The sequence below is a fragment of the Lentzea sp. NPDC059081 genome (assembly GCF_042738015.1).
GTDB lineage: Bacteria > Actinomycetota > Actinomycetes > Mycobacteriales > Pseudonocardiaceae > Lentzea.
The window spans coordinates 208708-223798 of sequence record NZ_JBHYGW010000006.1 but is presented as its reverse complement, the minus strand read 5'-3'; the positions used below and the strand labels follow the sequence as shown (position 1 = coordinate 223798).

The 15091-nt window shown below is 70.4% G+C and carries 19 protein-coding genes; 5 read left to right on the top strand and 14 right to left on the bottom strand.

Features of this window, described 5'->3' with window-relative positions; all coding sequences use genetic code 11:
* Nucleotides 1-33 precede the first annotated feature (33 nt).
* From ACFWV3_RS16430 to ACFWV3_RS16420, 3 genes are all read right to left on the bottom strand, one after another.
* Complete coding sequence (locus ACFWV3_RS16430) at nucleotides 34-555, bottom strand: hypothetical protein (RefSeq protein WP_382412059.1); 522 nt, start codon at nucleotides 553-555, stop codon at nucleotides 34-36.
* A 52-nt stretch (nucleotides 556-607) separates the two neighbouring features.
* A complete protein-coding gene (locus ACFWV3_RS16425; protein ID WP_382412058.1) occupies nucleotides 608-2209 on the bottom strand; it encodes a serine/threonine-protein kinase in 1602 nt (533 codons plus the stop codon).
* Between the two features lie 69 nt (nucleotides 2210-2278).
* A complete protein-coding gene (locus tag ACFWV3_RS16420; RefSeq protein WP_382412057.1) occupies nucleotides 2279-2887 on the bottom strand; it encodes a DUF4230 domain-containing protein in 609 nt (202 codons plus the stop codon).
* A 144-nt stretch (nucleotides 2888-3031) separates the two neighbouring features.
* On the opposite strand from ACFWV3_RS16420, the gene ACFWV3_RS16415 reads away from it, so the two are divergent.
* Genes ACFWV3_RS16415 through ACFWV3_RS16405 form a run of 3 tightly spaced genes read left to right on the top strand, consistent with a single transcriptional unit; the run spans nucleotide 3032 to nucleotide 4624 of the window.
* The gene (locus tag ACFWV3_RS16415) at nucleotides 3032-3919 is read left to right on the top strand and encodes a proteasome assembly chaperone family protein (RefSeq protein ID WP_382412055.1); all 888 of its coding nucleotides are present in this window, start codon (nucleotides 3032-3034) and stop codon (nucleotides 3917-3919) included.
* A gap of 10 nt (nucleotides 3920-3929) precedes the next feature.
* Complete coding sequence (locus ACFWV3_RS16410) at nucleotides 3930-4289, top strand: MmcQ/YjbR family DNA-binding protein (protein ID WP_382412054.1); 360 nt, start codon at nucleotides 3930-3932, stop codon at nucleotides 4287-4289.
* Nucleotides 4290-4294: 5 nt separating this feature from the next.
* Complete coding sequence (locus ACFWV3_RS16405) at nucleotides 4295-4624, top strand: hypothetical protein (protein WP_382412053.1); 330 nt, start codon at nucleotides 4295-4297, stop codon at nucleotides 4622-4624.
* Here ACFWV3_RS16405 and ACFWV3_RS16400 read toward each other — a convergent pair.
* From ACFWV3_RS16400 to ACFWV3_RS16365, 8 genes are read right to left on the bottom strand one after another with little or no spacing between them, the layout of a single operon-like run.
* The gene (locus ACFWV3_RS16400) at nucleotides 4621-5178 is read right to left on the bottom strand and encodes a cysteine hydrolase family protein (RefSeq protein ID WP_382412051.1); all 558 of its coding nucleotides are present in this window, start codon (nucleotides 5176-5178) and stop codon (nucleotides 4621-4623) included. The two genes, ACFWV3_RS16405 and ACFWV3_RS16400, sit on opposite strands and share 4 nt — an antisense overlap.
* Nucleotides 5175-6356, bottom strand: coding sequence for an MFS transporter (locus ACFWV3_RS16395; RefSeq protein ID WP_382412050.1), 1182 nt, complete (start codon nucleotides 6354-6356; stop codon nucleotides 5175-5177). The genes ACFWV3_RS16400 and ACFWV3_RS16395 overlap by 4 nt, the downstream gene beginning before the upstream one ends.
* Nucleotides 6353-6781: a MarR family winged helix-turn-helix transcriptional regulator gene (locus tag ACFWV3_RS16390; RefSeq protein WP_382412049.1), complete on the bottom strand. Its 429-nt coding sequence runs from the start codon at nucleotides 6779-6781 to the stop codon at nucleotides 6353-6355. Before ACFWV3_RS16390 ends, ACFWV3_RS16395 begins: the two co-directional genes overlap by 4 nt.
* A gap of 38 nt (nucleotides 6782-6819) precedes the next feature.
* Nucleotides 6820-7275: a dihydrofolate reductase gene (locus ACFWV3_RS16385; protein WP_382412048.1), complete on the bottom strand. Its 456-nt coding sequence runs from the start codon at nucleotides 7273-7275 to the stop codon at nucleotides 6820-6822.
* Nucleotides 7272-8069 carry a thymidylate synthase gene (locus ACFWV3_RS16380; protein WP_382412047.1) on the bottom strand — a complete coding sequence of 266 codons (798 nt, stop codon included), beginning with the start codon at nucleotides 8067-8069 and terminating at the stop codon, nucleotides 7272-7274. The genes ACFWV3_RS16385 and ACFWV3_RS16380 overlap by 4 nt, the downstream gene beginning before the upstream one ends.
* Before the next feature lie 9 nt (nucleotides 8070-8078).
* A complete protein-coding gene (locus ACFWV3_RS16375; protein WP_382412046.1) occupies nucleotides 8079-8684 on the bottom strand; it encodes a nitroreductase family protein in 606 nt (201 codons plus the stop codon).
* Nucleotides 8684-9775, bottom strand: a complete 1092-nt coding sequence (locus ACFWV3_RS16370) for an acyl-CoA dehydrogenase family protein (protein ID WP_382412045.1) — start codon at nucleotides 9773-9775, stop codon at nucleotides 8684-8686. The genes ACFWV3_RS16375 and ACFWV3_RS16370 overlap by 1 nt, the downstream gene beginning before the upstream one ends.
* Before the next feature lie 22 nt (nucleotides 9776-9797).
* Nucleotides 9798-10235, bottom strand: coding sequence for a MarR family winged helix-turn-helix transcriptional regulator (locus tag ACFWV3_RS16365; RefSeq protein WP_382412043.1), 438 nt, complete (start codon nucleotides 10233-10235; stop codon nucleotides 9798-9800).
* 83 nt (nucleotides 10236-10318) lie between these two features.
* Here ACFWV3_RS16365 and ACFWV3_RS16360 point away from each other — a divergent pair, with 83 nt between their 5' ends.
* Both ACFWV3_RS16360 and ACFWV3_RS16355 read left to right on the top strand, forming a co-directional pair.
* Nucleotides 10319-11083, top strand: coding sequence for an SDR family NAD(P)-dependent oxidoreductase (locus ACFWV3_RS16360; RefSeq protein ID WP_382412041.1), 765 nt, complete (start codon nucleotides 10319-10321; stop codon nucleotides 11081-11083).
* Nucleotides 11084-11093: 10 nt separating this feature from the next.
* Complete coding sequence (locus tag ACFWV3_RS16355; protein WP_382412341.1) at nucleotides 11094-11921, top strand: aldo/keto reductase; 828 nt, start codon at nucleotides 11094-11096, stop codon at nucleotides 11919-11921.
* Nucleotides 11922-12011: 90 nt separating this feature from the next.
* Here ACFWV3_RS16355 and ACFWV3_RS16350 read toward each other — a convergent pair whose 3' ends face one another.
* The 3 genes from ACFWV3_RS16350 to ACFWV3_RS16340 are packed head-to-tail and all read right to left on the bottom strand — an operon-like array spanning nucleotide 12012 to nucleotide 15042.
* Nucleotides 12012-13352, bottom strand: coding sequence for an ABC transporter permease (locus tag ACFWV3_RS16350; protein ID WP_382412039.1), 1341 nt, complete (start codon nucleotides 13350-13352; stop codon nucleotides 12012-12014).
* Nucleotides 13352-14050 (bottom strand): ABC transporter ATP-binding protein, encoded by a 699-nt coding sequence (locus tag ACFWV3_RS16345; RefSeq protein WP_382412037.1) that lies wholly within the window; start codon nucleotides 14048-14050, stop codon nucleotides 13352-13354. Before ACFWV3_RS16345 ends, ACFWV3_RS16350 begins: the two co-directional genes overlap by 1 nt.
* Nucleotides 14050-15042, bottom strand: coding sequence for an efflux RND transporter periplasmic adaptor subunit (locus tag ACFWV3_RS16340; RefSeq protein ID WP_382412035.1), 993 nt, complete (start codon nucleotides 15040-15042; stop codon nucleotides 14050-14052). Before ACFWV3_RS16340 ends, ACFWV3_RS16345 begins: the two co-directional genes overlap by 1 nt.
* Nucleotides 15043-15091 lie beyond the last annotated feature (49 nt).

Here is a 15091-nt window from a genome sequence, read left to right as displayed (position 1 = left end):
ACTCGGACGCGACGACTCCACGCGTGCGGGCGGCTACCGCACCACCTGGGCCGCGATGCAGTTGCGCCCCGGCACCTTCAGCAACGCGTCGCACAACCCCGGCGCCACCACCGACGGGAACGGCCCGATCCAGATGAACTGCGTGAACCGGGGGTCCTCCGGCACGATCGCGGAGCACACGTCGTCGCGTCTGCTCAGGAACGCGGTCTGGCCCTTGAGCGCCGGGTTCGCGTTTTCCCGGTACTGCACCCACAGCGTCTCGTAGTCGAGCAGCACCTTGACGTCCTCCGCCCGCATCGCGCCCTCGAGGGAGTGCAGGACGAGCACGGACGAGCCGGGGTCGCAGGGCATGTCGCTGTACTCGAGCTGCACGGGCTCGTCGCGCGGCGTGGTCGAAGTGCCTGTGGTGACGGGAGACGACGGCTCCAGCCGGCCGCCGATGAGCACGCCGATGCCGATCCCGATCACGAGCGGGATGGCTGCCAACGCCACGAATGTTCGGCGGTTGTGTCCACGGGCGAACAACGGTGGGCCGGCGTAACGAGCGCTTTGCACGCGGGGGACCGTACGCCAGTCCGTGCACGCGCAACAACGCGGCCTCGAAACGTCAATTCTTGGTGGCGCAGACTTTCGCGGAGCTGCCGCGTTCGCCGTTGTAGCCGAATGCCGCGATCTGGAAGCAACGCCGCGAACCGCCGCCGTCCTCCACCACGTACGTCGTGCCGCCGCCCGTCACCCTGGTCACCGCGAACGGTTTCGTGCCGGTCACGTCGATCACCACGAACTCGGCCTGCCCGTCGCTCGGGTCGCTCCACTCGAGCTCGATCGCCTTGCCCGCGTACTCCGCGCGCTTGAGCACCGGGACGAACTTGGGGTCGGCGTTCGGCGGCGGACCTGCGTCGGTCGACTCCGTCGTCGGCACCGGGATCGTCGTGGTCGTGACGGGTGCCTGGGACTGCCGGTCGTCGGGGCGGTTGAGGACCATCCCGGCCACCACGCCGCCGACCACCGCGATCACGGCCAGCAGCGCGAGCACCCCGCCGCGCTTGGCCTTGCGCACCGGGGCCGTCATGGGCTCGGGCGGAGGAAGGTCGACGATCGGCAGCACCGCCATCGGCGGCGGGGGAGGCGGTGGCGTGGCGACGTAGTCGTGCCGCCGGTAGGTCAGGTCCTCCAGCTGCCCGCGCCAGGAGTCGTCGGGCTCCTGCACGGGTTCGGGGGCCGGCTCGGGCTCGGGAACGTACCCGCGCGGGCCGAAACCGGGTGCCTCGGTCGGGCCCTCCGGGTAGAACTCCGCGCGCTCGCCCAGCATCGCCGTCGAGTCCGGGTCCACAGTGGACACCGCACTGGCCGAGGTCACCGCCGTCAGCGCGTCGCGCAGCTCCAACGCCGAGCCGTAGCGCTCCGCCCGGTCCTTGCGCAGGCAGCGGTTGATCACCGCGACGAGCGCCGCGGGCACGTCGAACCGGGTCAGCGCGCGGGGTTCGGCGGTGCTCACGCGGCCGACGTAGGACAGCAGCGTGTCCTCGTCCGGGTTGTCCGAGGCGAACGGCGGCTTGCCCTCCAGCAACGTGAACAGCGTCGAGCCCAGCGACCAGATGTCGTCGGCGAACGACGGCGTGGCGCCTTCGATCATCTGCGGGGCCGCGTGCCGGTAGCTGACCATCTGCAACGACGCGGAGTGGCCGGCGTCCGCGCCACGGGCGATGCCGAAGTCGGCCAGCACGTACGAAGTCGGGAGCACCAGGACGTTCTGCGGCTTCACGTCGCGGTGCAGGATGCCCTGGCCGTGCGCGAACGCCAGCGCGTCGGCCACCGCGATCCCCGCCGACACCACGTCGGCGACGGGCAACGGGCCCATGGCGCGCATGCGGTCGTGCAGCGAGCCGCGCTCGTAGAACTCCATGACGATGCACATGCGGCCGTCGGGCAACGTGCCCGTGTCCAGCACCGTGACGATGTGCGGGTGCTGGCGGCCGAGCTCGACGGTGATCGCCAGCTCGCGGCGGAACCGGGCCACCGTCGCCGGGTCGCTCACCTGCAGCACCTTGACGGCGACGTCGCGGCCCAGCCCGTCCTGGCGGGCCCGGTAGATCGTGCCCTCGCCACCCTGCGCGATCACGCGGAAACCGCTGTAGCCGGGCAGCGCGATCTCCGGCGCCTGCGCGGCGCCCTGCGCGGGCGCCCAGGCCATCAGATCGTCTTCCACCGGCGGATCCTATCCCGGAGCGGTCACCTCACCGCTGGACGTTCGCCGGGAAAGGGGCACCGGTTCGGCTCAGTCGCCGACCACCTTCACCTGGAACCCCAACGTTTGCAGCATCCCGGTGAGCATCACGCGGGTGTTGTCCTCCGCGCGCTCGAGCAGTTCCGACTGCTTGGCCGCCTCGGCGAGCTTGGCCTCGGCGGCGACGTAGAACTTCTGCTGGTCGGGAGGTCCGGCGAGCGCCTGGAGGTCGTTGATGAGCCCGCGTTCCTGGCTGAAGATGTACGACCTGTCGTGGTGCATGTTCGGCTTGTCCAGCTGCGGCTTGGGCAGCCGCAGCTCGACGGTCTTGCCGTCCGGCGAGACGACCAGGCCGTCGTCCTTCAACGCCGAGAAGTCGACGTAGGCGTTGACGGAGCCGGCCGCGACGAACAACGTGCGTTCACCGGCCAGCGCCGCGGGTACCCACTTCACGTCGTTCTCGATGTCGAGCACGACCTGGAACTCGCCTGCCGCGGCGTGGAACTGGCTGAGGTCGCGGACCGACTTCAGCACCGCCGGCTGGCTGCGGTCGATCGTCTCCTCCTCGCCGACCTGGCCGAAGGGCTTGAACTGCCCGAAGACGAACACCGCCGAGCCGAGGATGATGAGAACGGCTGCGACCAAAGCTCCACGCGTCATCCAGCGCCTGTACACCTCGCAGGAGTACCCGTGAGGTGATGCGCGCACACGGTCCGTATGGGCTAATCGACCCGTGCGGAATCAGTTCCGTGGCCACGTGGTTGGCTTGGACGAGACTGGAACGAGTGCTTCAGGAGGCGTGCGGTGGACCCGGAGAACCTGTACGAGGTGGACTCGGAGGTGCCGGACCTGACAGGCGCGGTGTTGCTGCACCACTTCGAGGGTTTCATGGACGCGGGCGCCGCGGGCCGGCTGCTCGCCGAGCACCTGCTGGAGACCCTGGAGAGCCGAGTCGTCGCCCGCTTCGACATCGACGGCCTGATCGACTACCGCTCGCGCCGCCCGCTGATGACCTACGCGACCGACCACTGGGAGGACTACGCCGCCCCGGAACTGGTCGTGCACCTGCTGTGGGACAGCGCCGGACATCCGTTCCTGCTGCTCAAGGGCCCGGAGCCGGACCGCGGCTGGGAGGCGTTCATCGAGGCCGTGCGGTCACTCGTCGACCGGTGGGGCGTGCGTCTGACGCTGGGCTTCCACGGCATCCCGATGGGCGTGCCGCACACCCGCCCGTTGAACGTCATCGGCCACGCCACGCGTCCCGAGCTCGTGTCGGAGTACCAGCCGTTCTTCAACCGCGTGCAGGTGCCGGGCAACGTGTCGGGCCTGCTGGAGTTCCGCCTCGGCCAGGCGGGTCACGACGCGATGGGCTTCGCCGCCCAGGTGCCGCACTACCTCGCGCAGTCGCAGTACCCGACCGCCGCCGTGACGCTGCTGGACGCCGTCGCCCGCGCCACCGGCCTCGCCCTGCCCATCGGCGGCCTGGTCGAGGCGTCGCAGGCCGCCGACGCGGAGATCCACCGCCAGGTCGCGGAGTCGGAGGAGGTGGCCCAGGTCGTGGAAGCGCTCGAGCGGCAGTACGACGCGTTCATCCAGACTGTCGGGACCACCGACATCCCCAGCGCGGACGAACTGGGCGCCGAGTTCGAACGGTTCCTGGCCGAGCAGCAGCGTCCGCCGGACCACCTGTAGGAGCTCCCCGATGGCCACCTGGGACGACGTGCACAGGATCGCCACCTCCATGCCCGACGTCACGGAGCGGGTGCGTGAGGGCGTCGTCGACTGGCGGGTCAAGGAGAAGCTGTTCGTCTGGGAGCGGCCGCTGCGGGGCACCGACCTGGCCGCCCTCGGACCTGCCGCGCCGTCCGGGCCCATCCTGGCGGCGCGGGTGCCGGACCTCGGGGCCAAGGAGGCGTTGCTGGCCGCGGACGGGTCCGTGTACTTCACGACGCCGCACTTCCACGGGTATCCGGCGATCCTCGTGCGGCTGGAGCACATCGAGGTGGGGGAGCTGGAGGAGCTGATCGTGGAGGCCTGGCACGCACGGGCCCGGCGCCGGTAGGGGCCGTGGAGTTCTTCGTCCTGCACCGGGACCGGCCCGGCTCGCTTCCGCTGCGCCGGTGGCGCAACGTGCTCGGGCGCACGATGTGGGACTTCCCCGGCGGACGCGAGGGCGGTGGGCACCTCGTCCTCGGGTTCGGTTCAGGCGAGGCGGTAGACCTCGTGCCGCGGCGCACCGACGAGCTGATCGCGTACGGGCCGTTGCTCTCCGACGACGGCACGGCTTGGCTGGGCACGGCCGCGCTAGTGAGGTCGGACGCTCCCGCGTCAGTGCTGACGCGGGAGAGGTATGACGCGGTCGAGGTCCACGAGTGGGAGTTCGGCGGCCGCCGTTAGAGCTCGCCGACCGTGGTCACCCTGCCGCTCCGCGGGAACAACGTGCCGGTCAGGAACTCGTGCGTCGCCGGGTCCGGGTCGGCGCACGCGTCCGCGAGCACCGTGATCGCGTAGTCGCGGTCCATCGCCTCACGCACGGTGCTCAGCACGACACCGCTCGTGCTGATCCCGGCCAGCACCAACGACGTGACGCCCCGGTTCGTCAGTTGGGCGTCGAGATCGGTGGTGGTGAACGCGCCGACGCGCGTCTTGCGGACGGTGATGTCCTGCGGCTGCGGTTCGAGCTTGGGGTGGATCCGCGTGTACGGCGAGTCGGCGTGCATCGCGGCCTGGCTCTCGGGCGTCACGAGCCGGGCCATCACGCTGGTCGGCGGGATCGCGGCCATGTCGTCGTCGGTGAACGCGACGCGCACCCAGCCGACGTGGCCGCCGCGTTCGCGGAAACCGGTCACCAGGCCCGCCACGTGGTCCAGCAGCGCCTCGGCGCCGGGGATGCGGTCCACGATGCCGACCTGGTAGTCCATCACCAGCAGCGCGGTGTTCTCGAACGTCATGACTTCACACCTTTCAAAGACTTGTCGACCACGTTGATGAGCAGGAACACCACGCTCACGGCGACGAGGAACACCGTGAGCCCGCGCAGTCCGGCGGTGTCCACGGTGTCGCCGAAGACGAGCCCCTGCACGGCACCCGTGACGATCGCGCCGAGGTAGACGAACGTGCGCAGCAGCCCGGCCGAGGCGCCGACCCTGGCGGGATCGGCCTGCCGGTACACGGCGTGCTGCAGCGTGAGGCCGTTGAGGCCCTGGGGAATGCCGCTGACCAGCACGATCACCAGGAGTATCCACAGAGGACTGGACGGGGTGAGCACCAGGATCAGCGCGCACACGACGACCTGCGCGACGGCCGAGACGATCAGCTTGCCGCGCAACGTGTAGCGGCGTCCGGTCAGCGCCGCGACGCCGATCGAGGTGGCGAACAACGGCAACAGCAGGAGGCCCGCCTGGCTCGCGGACAAGCCGCGGCTGGCCTGCAGCCACTGCGTGAACCCGTAGATGAAGCCGTAGGACACGATGTTCGTGAGCAACGCCCGCGCGTAGGTGATCAGCAACGGCGCGTTCAGGCCGCGGAGGTCGAACAACGGCGCGCGCTCCGTGCGCCGCGGCTCGTCGCGCGGGAAGTAGCGCCACCCCAGCGCGAACGCGACCAGTGCCAACGGGACGTTCACGGCGAGAGTGGTGCGCCAGCCGCCGAGGTCGATCAGCAGACCGCCGAGCGGCGGGCCGATCACCGCCACGGTCTGGGTCGCGATCGCGAGGACCGTGAGCACGCCACCGGGGCTGTCCTCACCGGTGCGGTCGGCCTCGTCGCGCAGCAGCCGCATCGCGGCGGGGTAGCCGGCGCACGTGCCCAGTCCGAGCAGCACGCGGGCGACCACGAGCACGGCCAGGTTCGGCGCGAGGGTGCCGAGCACGCCCGCGATCCCGACCAGTGCCGTCGCGGGCAGGAACAGCCGTCGCGGGCCGTAGGTGTCGATCAGGCGACCGGCCACCGGCTGCCCGATCGCGGTGGCGACGTAGAGGGACGTGACCAGCCACGCGATCGCGGACGGCGGCTCACCGAGGGCGAGGCCGATCGGCACCAGCGCGACCGAGAGGATCGTCGAGTTGATCGGGTTGAGGACGGCTCCCGCGACCAGCGGGGTGATCAGGCGGCGGTCGAACCCGCTCATTCGTCCACCACGCGCTCCAGCAGCGCGACGGCCTCGTCGATCACCTGCCGCTCGGCCTCGGTGAACCGCTGGGCGAGCGCCTCGGTGAGCCACTCGATCCGCTGCGCCCGCGCGCCCTGGGCGGCCGCGCGGCCGGCCTCGGTGAGCGAGATCAGCGTGCGCCGCCCGTCGGCGGGGTCGGGCGCGCGCTCGATGAGGCCCTGGTCGTGGAGGGTGACGAGCGTCTTGGCCATCGACTGCGGCTTCACGCGCTCCGCACCGGCCAGCCGGCTGGCGGTCGACGGCTCGTCCAGCAGCAACAGCCGGGCCAGCGCGGACGCCTGGGGTGCGCTCAGGTCGTGCACCGACGACTCGTCCTGCAGCTTGCGCCGGAGTCGTTGCACGAAGACGCGCAGGCGCTGGTTGAGCGCGGCGGGATCGGTCACAATAGACAGTCTAGACTGAACAGTCTGGGCTGTCGATCTCAGTACCGGACGAACCGGTAGTGCAGCCCCGAGCTCGACTCCTGCCACTCGCCGACGTCGACCGGCTCGCGGTCCACCGCGGGCGCGTAGGTATCGCCCTCGAATGCCTCGCGGATCTCCGTCACCTCGACTCGGTCGGCGAACGGCAGCGTCGCCGCGTAGACCGCCGACCCGCCCATCACCCACAGGTCACCGGTGACGTCCGCGAGCGCCTTCTCCAGCGAGCCGAACGTCTCCGCGCCCTCCTGCGGCGTCCGCGAGAGCACCAGGTTGCGCCGGCCGGGCAACGGGCGGAAGCGCGGTGGCAGCGACTCCCACGTGCGGCGGCCCATCAGGACGGCCGAGCCCGCGGTGATCTCCCGGAAGTGCCTCATGTCCTCGGGGACGTGCCACGGGATCGCGTTGTCGCGGCCGATCACCCCGTTCGCCGCCTGGGCCCAGATCAGCCCGATCACACCGCCACCGGCGCCTTGATGCCGGGGTGCGGGTCGTAGCCGACGATCTCGAAGTCCTCGTAGGCGTAGTCGAACAGGCTCGGAACGGCCGCCATCTTCAGCGACGGGAAATCGCGTGCTTCGCGGCTGAGCTGCAGCTCGACCTGCTCGACGTGGTTGTCGTAGACGTGGCAGTCGCCGCCGGTCCAGATGAAGTCGCCCACGCCGAGCCCGGTCTGCGCGGCGATCATGTGCGTGAGCAGGGCGTAGGACGCGATGTTGAACGGCACGCCGAGGAACAGGTCCGCGCTGCGCTGGTAGAGCTGGCACGACAGCTTGCCGTCGGCGACGTAGAACTGGAAGAAGGCGTGGCACGGCGGCAGCGCCATGTTCGCGATCTCGCCGACGTTCCAGGCCGACACGATGATCCGGCGCGAGTCCGGGTTGGTCTTCAAAGTCTTGAGGACCTCGGCGATCTGGTCGACGTGCCCGCCGTCCGGGGTCGGCCACGAGCGCCACTGCACGCCGTAGACCGGGCCGAGCTCACCCTCGGGGGACGCCCACTCGTCCCAGATGGACACCCCGTGGTCCTGCAGCCACTGGACGTTGGAGTCGCCGCGCAGGAACCACAGCAGCTCGTACGCGATCGACTTGAAGTGCACCTTCTTCGTCGTGATCAGCGGGAAGCCCGCGGCGAGCGGGTAGCGCAGCTGGTGGCCGAAGATCGACCGCGTGCCGGTGCCGGTGCGGTCCTCCTTGCGCACGCCCTCCTTCAGGACGTGGCGGAGCAGGTCTTCGTACTGCGTATCGGGCATGGACGCACATTAGCTCCAGCGGTTGAAGGAAGTCAGGTCCGCCACGTCGCGTCGCACGGCCACGGAGAACTTCTCCGCCGGGTGCCCGAGCGGCACCATCGCGGCGATCTCCCACCCGTCCGGCACGCCGAGCAGCTCCAGCGTCTCGGCCTGGTGGATCCGGATCACCGTGGTCAGCGTCGTGCCGAGACCCAACGCGCGCGCCGCGAGGCAGAAGTTCTGCACGGCCGGGTAGACCGACGCGGCGACCGGGCCGATGTCGATGCCCTCCACCAGCGACGGCGTGCGCGGCATGAGGAAGAACACGATCACCGGCACGGACGCCAGCGTGCGGGCGAGGTGCAGCGCCGACCTGCCGGTCCGCCTGCTCACGGCGTCGGTGGGACGTCCGGGCATCGCCGCCGCGTACCGGCCGAACGCGCTGAGGTAGAGCTCGCCCAGCTTCGAGCGGACGTCCTGGTCGGTGACCACGAGGTAGCGGGTCGGCTGGACGTTGCCGCCCGACGGCGCCTGCTGGGCGGCGCGCAGGCACGTCCACAGGTCGTCGTCGGACACGGGCTCGCCGGTGAAGCGGCGGATCGCGCGGGTGGTCATGATCGCTTCGAGTGCGTCCATCAGAACCTCGACATGTCCGGGCAGAGCCCCAGCTTGAGCATCGAGTACGTCTCCAGCAGGCGCCGTGACACCACCGTGTGCTGCGCCGCGACGTGCACGTCCCGCAGGCAGCGCTGCAACGCCGACGACTCGAACACCGAGCTGCCGCCACCCGCCGCGAACGCCTTCTGCACCACGTCGGTGGCCTCGCCGGCCGCGAACGAACAGGCCAGCCGCAGTCGTGCCTTCACGGCGTCCGGTGCCTGCTCGGCGTGGACCGCGTGGTCCCAGGCCGTGCTCAACGCCTCGTGCAGGAACGCCGTCGCCGCCGACAGCCGCGCCTCCATCGTCGCGATCTCGATCTGCGCGCCGGTCTGCTCGGCGAGGCGGGTGGTCGCGTACTGCGGGGTCTTCTCGACGGCCAGCGCCTCGATCTCGTCGATCGCGCGGCGGGCCACACCGAGGCACACGGACGCGACGCCGACGGCCAGGAAGCTGAAGTACGGGAAGACCGTGATCGGGCCCTCGATGCCGGGCGTGATGCCGATGGGCCAGATAGCCCGCCTGAACGGCAGGAAGGCGTCCGCGAGAGAGAACTCGTGCGAACTGGTGGCACGCAGGCCGGCGGCGTGCCAGGTGTCGTGGATCGTCACGTCCTCACGCGGGTACACGGCCAGACGCGGCCCCTCGGGCGTGATGGTGCCGCCGATGATCCACGAGGAGTACGCCACGGCGCTGCCCCAGCCCCAACGGCCGGTCACGCGATAGCCGCCGTCGGTCGCCACGGCCTTGCCCAACGGCGCCGCGGTGCCGGCGATCAACGCGCGCCGGTCGCCGAACACCTCGTCGGCCGCGTCCGTCGGCAGGTACCAGGCCAGCGACGAGCAGCTGGTGGTCGTCATCGCGGTCCAGCCGGTGGAAGCGTCGGACCGCGAGAGCTCCTGGACCTCACGGCTCCACTCGGGCAGGCCCACCTCGGCGCCGCCGTAGCGCTTCGGGGCGATCATGCGGTGCACACCGGTGTCGACCAGCGCCGTCAGCACCGGTTCGGTGAGGGCGCGGTGCTGCTCGGCCAGCGGCGCCTCGGCGCGGATCAGGGCGTGGAGATCCATGCGCGCGATCATTCTTCACCGGCTAGAGCTTGGCGAGCGCCTCAACGAGTGGCTTGAGCTCGGGGACGTCCCCGGCTTCGGAGAGCGACGCGGACAGCACCTCGTCGTGGGTCGGACGGGCGTCGGCGAGCAGCGCGTGCCCCTTCTCGGTGACCTCGGTGTAGATGCCGCGCCTGTCCGTGGGGCAGAGGTAGCGCGAGAGCAGGCCGCGGTCCTCCAGCCGGGTGACCAGGCGCGTGGTGGCGGACTGGCTGAGCACCACGGCGTTGGAGAGCTGGTTCATCCGAAGGTGGAACCCGTCCTGGCGGTTGAGCACGTCCAGAACGGTGTACTCGCTGACCGACAGCTCGTGGGCCTTCTGCAGCGCGCGCTCCAGCCGGTCCTCGATGCGCGCGTGCAACGCCGCGAGCGTGCGCCAGCCCTGCGCGCGCGCCTGGACGGCGTCGTCGTCCAGTGACATAGGTCAACCCTTCTCGAATAGACAGCGTCTGCAACTATTGCGTACGCTTGTAATCGTCTTCAACAAGTCTACCGGGGAGAGACATGGATCTGTCGGGACGCACGGCCCTCGTGACGGGCTCCACCGCCGGCATCGGCTTCGCCACCGCGGAAGGCCTGCTCAAGGCGGGTGCCGCCGTGGTCGTCACCGGCCGCGCCGAGGAGCGCGTGGCCGAGGCGGTCGGCAAGCTCAGCGCCCACGGCGACGTGCGCGGTGTCGCGACCGACCTCGCGACCGCCGAGGGCGCGGCCGACCTGGTCGCGCAGGTGCCCGACGTGGACGTGCTGGTCAACAACCTCGGCATCTACGGCGCGAAGCCGGTGTTCGAGATCGACGACGCCGAGTGGCAGCGGTTCTTCGACACCAACGTCATGTCCGGCGTCCGCCTGGCCCGCCACTACACGCCCCGCATGGTCGAGCGCGGCTGGGGCCGGGTGATCTTCGTGAGCAGCGAGTCGTCCGTCTTCACGCCGACCGAGATGGTCCATTACGGCATGACGAAGACCGCGCAGCTCGCGATCTCCCGCGGCATGGCCCAGGAGGTCAAGGGCACCGGCGTCACGGTGAACTCGGTGCTGCCCGGCCCGACCCTCACGCCGGGCGTCGAGGAGTTCATCCGCGACCGCGTGGGCGAGGGCGGCGAGGCCGAGTTCGTCCGCACCGAACGCCCGACCCTGCTGCTCGGCCGCCTGATCCGCCCCCACGAGGTCGCGAACCTCATCACCTACGTCGCGTCGGACCTGTCGTCCGCGACGACCGGAGCCGCGTTGCGCGTCGACGGCGGCACCGCTCCGACGCTGATCCCCTGATCTGACAAGGATTCTCGCTGTGAACAACGTGAAGCTCAGCACCGGCGCCACCATGCCCCAGCTCGGTTTCGGCGTCTGGCAGGTGCCCGACGCGGAGGCCACCCCCGCCGTCGCGGAGGCGCTGAAGGCCGGCTACCGCAGCATCGACACCGCCGCCGCGTACGGCAACGAGAGCGGTGTCGGCCAGGCGATCGCGCAGTCCGATGTGGACCGCGACGACGTCTTCGTCACCACGAAGCTCTGGAACGCCGACCACGGCCACGACAAGACGCTGCGCGCGTTCGACTCGTCGCTGCGCAAGCTCGGGCTCGACGTGCTCGACCTGTACCTGATCCACTGGCCGACCCCGGCCCGCGACCTCTACGTCGACACCTGGAAGGCGTTCGTGGAGCTGCAGAAGGAGGGCCGCGTCCGCGCGATCGGCGTCTCCAACTTCCAGCCCGCGCACCTGAGCCGGCTGATCGACGAGACCGGCGTCGCCCCCGCCGTCAACCAGATCGAGCTGCACCCGTACCTCCAGCAGACCGAGCTGCGCGCGTTCCACGCCGAGCACGGCATCCAGACCGAGGCGTGGTCGCCGCTGGGCCAGGGCGGCGAGCTGCTGTCCGACCCGGTGGTGGCGGAGATCGCCGCGCGGCACGGCCGGTCCGCCGCCCAGGTGGTACTGCGCTGGCACCTGCAGATCGGCAACGTGGTGATCCCGAAGTCCGTGACGCCGTCGCGCATCCGGGAGAACATCGCGGTGTTCGACTTCGAGCTGTCGGACGAGGAGGTCGCCGCTCTGTCCACTCTGGACCGGGGTGGCCGCATCGGGCCGAACCCGGACCAGCTCAACTAGTTCCACGAACGCACGAAGCCCCGGTCCGCCTCTCCCGCGGCCCGGGGCTTCGCCGGCGACGAACCCGAAGGACTCAGGTTCGCATGTCTGTCACGCCCGCATCACCGTGGCGATCGGGATCTTCGCCGCCCGCACGGCCGGGATGAGGCCACCCAGCACGCCCGCGAGCAGGCCCGCGATCACCCCGGCGACGCCCGCCTCCCACGGGAAGGCGGTGCCCTGCAACGACGGGAAGCGGTTGCCGAACAGCATCAGGGCCACGTGCAGGCCCGCCGCGCCCGCGCCGATCGCCAGTGCGGCGGTGAGCAGGCCCGTCAGCAACGTCTCGGCCAGCACGATGCCCGCGAGCAGCATGCGGGACATGCCGACGGCCCGGCGGAGCGCGAACTCCTCGACCCGTTCGCCGACGGTGGCGAGGCCGACGTTCAGGATGCCCGCGACGCCGATCAGCAGCACCAGGAACGCCATGCCGAGGAAGATCAGGCGCATGATCCTCAGCTCGGACTCCATGCGCTCCTTGGAGTTCACCGTGTTGAAGTGCACCTGGTCCTGCGTCAGGCCGACGCCCATCAGCTTGGCCTGCAACAGCCGCTGCAGGTCCTGCGAGCCGGGCTGCAGGTAGACCTCGAGGCTGGTGGGGCCACCGCGGAACCGGCTCATCACGTCGGACGAGGACTCGGTGGCCGCCGGCATCCACGTGCGCAGCTCGTCGAGGCGCAGGTAGACCCTGGGCTGGGACGAGCCGTCGTCCACCACGCCGATGATCTGCGGCGACACGTGGTGCGTCGCGCCCTCGATCATCATCTCGCCGGGGATCTGGTACTGGGTGAGGCCCGTGGCGGCTTCCTGGTTCAGCACGATCCGCGGGGCGAGCGACGGGGCGGTCGTGAAGTCGAGCCAGCTGCCGGAGACCGGGCGGTAGGGCTTGAACGGCCGGATGTCGCCGGTCAGGGCGACCATGCCGACCTCGATGGCCTGGCCGTCGGGCTTCTTCTCCTGCGGCTTCTGCTCCTGGCACCGGCCGCTGGCGTCGCAGTACACCGTCGGGCCGCCGCCGTAGTAGTCGCTGCCGCGGTTCGCGTACTTGAAGGGCATGCCGCCCTCGTTGATCGGCCGCACGCCCGGTTCGCCGATGATCGCCTGCGAGCTCACCGCGGCGACCGCGTCGGAACGGCCCTTCAGCGTGCTCTCGACGATGCCCGACGCGCCCTTCTCGCCGGAGATGTAGCCCATCAGCGTGCCGTCCTTGCCGGACTGCAGCTCGACGTCGGTGAGCATCGCGCGTTCGGCGATCTCGGAGCCCGCCTGCACGGTCACGATCGCGAGCACGCCGAGGAACAGCGACACCATCGACAGGAACGTGCGCAGCTTTCGGGCGCGGATGCCCTGTCCGCCGATGACCAGGGCGGACCGCAGCTTGCCGGAGAACATCAGTTGAACCGCCCGTCGCGCAGCTCCAGCACGCGGCCCATCTTGCGCGCGTGGTCGTGGTCGTGCGTGACCAGCACGAGGCCGCAGCCCTGCCTGGTCGTGTTGAGCAGCACCTCGACGACGAGGTTGCCCGTCTCGGTGTCGAGCGCGCCGGTCGGCTCGTCGGCGAGGATCACGCGCGGCTGGCGGACCAGGGCGCGGGCGATCGCGACGCGCTGCTGCTCACCGCCGGAGAGCCGGGAGGGCTTGGACTTCGCGAGGTGCGCGATGCCGACCTGTTCCAGCGCGTCCATCACCTGCTGCCTGCGCTTGCGGCGCGCGGACCAGCCCTGGCCGTTGACCAGGGCCATCGCCACGTTCTGCGCCGCGGTCAGGTGCTTGAGCAGGAAGAAGCGCTGGAACACGAACCCGAACTCGGCGCTGCGCAACGCGGCCGCCTTGCGTTCGGGGAGCTTCGTGATGTCGTTGCCGTGCAGGAAGTACTGGCCCTCGTCCGCGCGGTCGAAGAGCCCGATCAGCGACAGCAGCGTCGACTTGCCGGAGCCGGACCGGCCGAGGATCGCCACGCTCTGTCCCGAGTGGACGGTGAGGTCCACGCCGGACAGGATGGTGCGGGGTTCCTCCTGTCCCTTCAGCACTTTCGTGATGCCGTTGAGCTGCAGCAGCGGTGTCGCCACGGTGACCTCGGGGTGCGTCATCACGACCCTGCCGGCTTCGGCTGGTCGCCGCCGCCCTGCTGCGGTTCCGGCAGGTTCGGGCCGGGGACCGCGAGCTCCTCGTCACCGGTGAGACCGGACTTGACCTCGACGACCTTGCCGTCGGTGAGGCCCAGCACCACGTCGACCGTGCGCCGGGACCCGTCGGGCTGCATGACGTCGACCTTGCCCTTGCCCTGCTGACCGGCGACGGCCTCCACCGGCACCACCAGCGCCTGCGCCGACTTGCCCGTCGTGACCTCGATCGACGCCGTGGCGCCGTTGATCATCTGCACGTCACCGGGCGCGGTGCAGACGATGCGCAGCCCCGTGGACGCACTGGGCGTCTGCTGTTGCTGCTGCTCGTCGTTCTTCGGCGGCTGCGGGGCGCCGGTACCGGGGCTCTTGGTGTCCTGCGTGACCGGCGGCTTCTCCGGGACGGTGCCCTGCGGCAGCGCGGCGATCGTGCCGAGCACGGTGCACGGGAACGGCCCCGGCCCGTTCTTGATCTGCGCCGTCACGTCGGTGAGCGCGCCACTGATCTTGTACGCCTGCGTGCCGTCGATGTCGCCGACCAGCGCATATCCCACGTGCTTGGCCGACGCGATCGGCATCCCGGCCGTCACGGTCGCCTTGTCGTCGACCAGCCGTCCGCCGAACGTCGAACCGGCGGGCGCCTCCACGTAGTTGGGAGCGCCGTCCTTCCAGACCGTCGCGACCCTGATGGGCTTGGTGGGCGTGCCGTTCGGCGTCGGCACGTCGAAGTACCGCACCTGCCCCGCGACCGGCGCGACGAGCCCGAACGTCGGGTTCATCTCGACCTTGCCGGCGATGCTGAGCTTGGTCGTCAGGTCCTGCTTGGTGGGCTTGACCTTGGTCATCGTCGTACCGCGCGGCGCCAGCTCCGGATTGGTCTGGTCCGGACCTGACGGACTGCACGCAGCCACGCCCACCGTGACCAGCGCACACAGCGGCGCGAGAAGAATTTTGCGCACGAAATGTCCCCCATGTCGTTTCGACCAACCTACCGATAAGGACACCTGA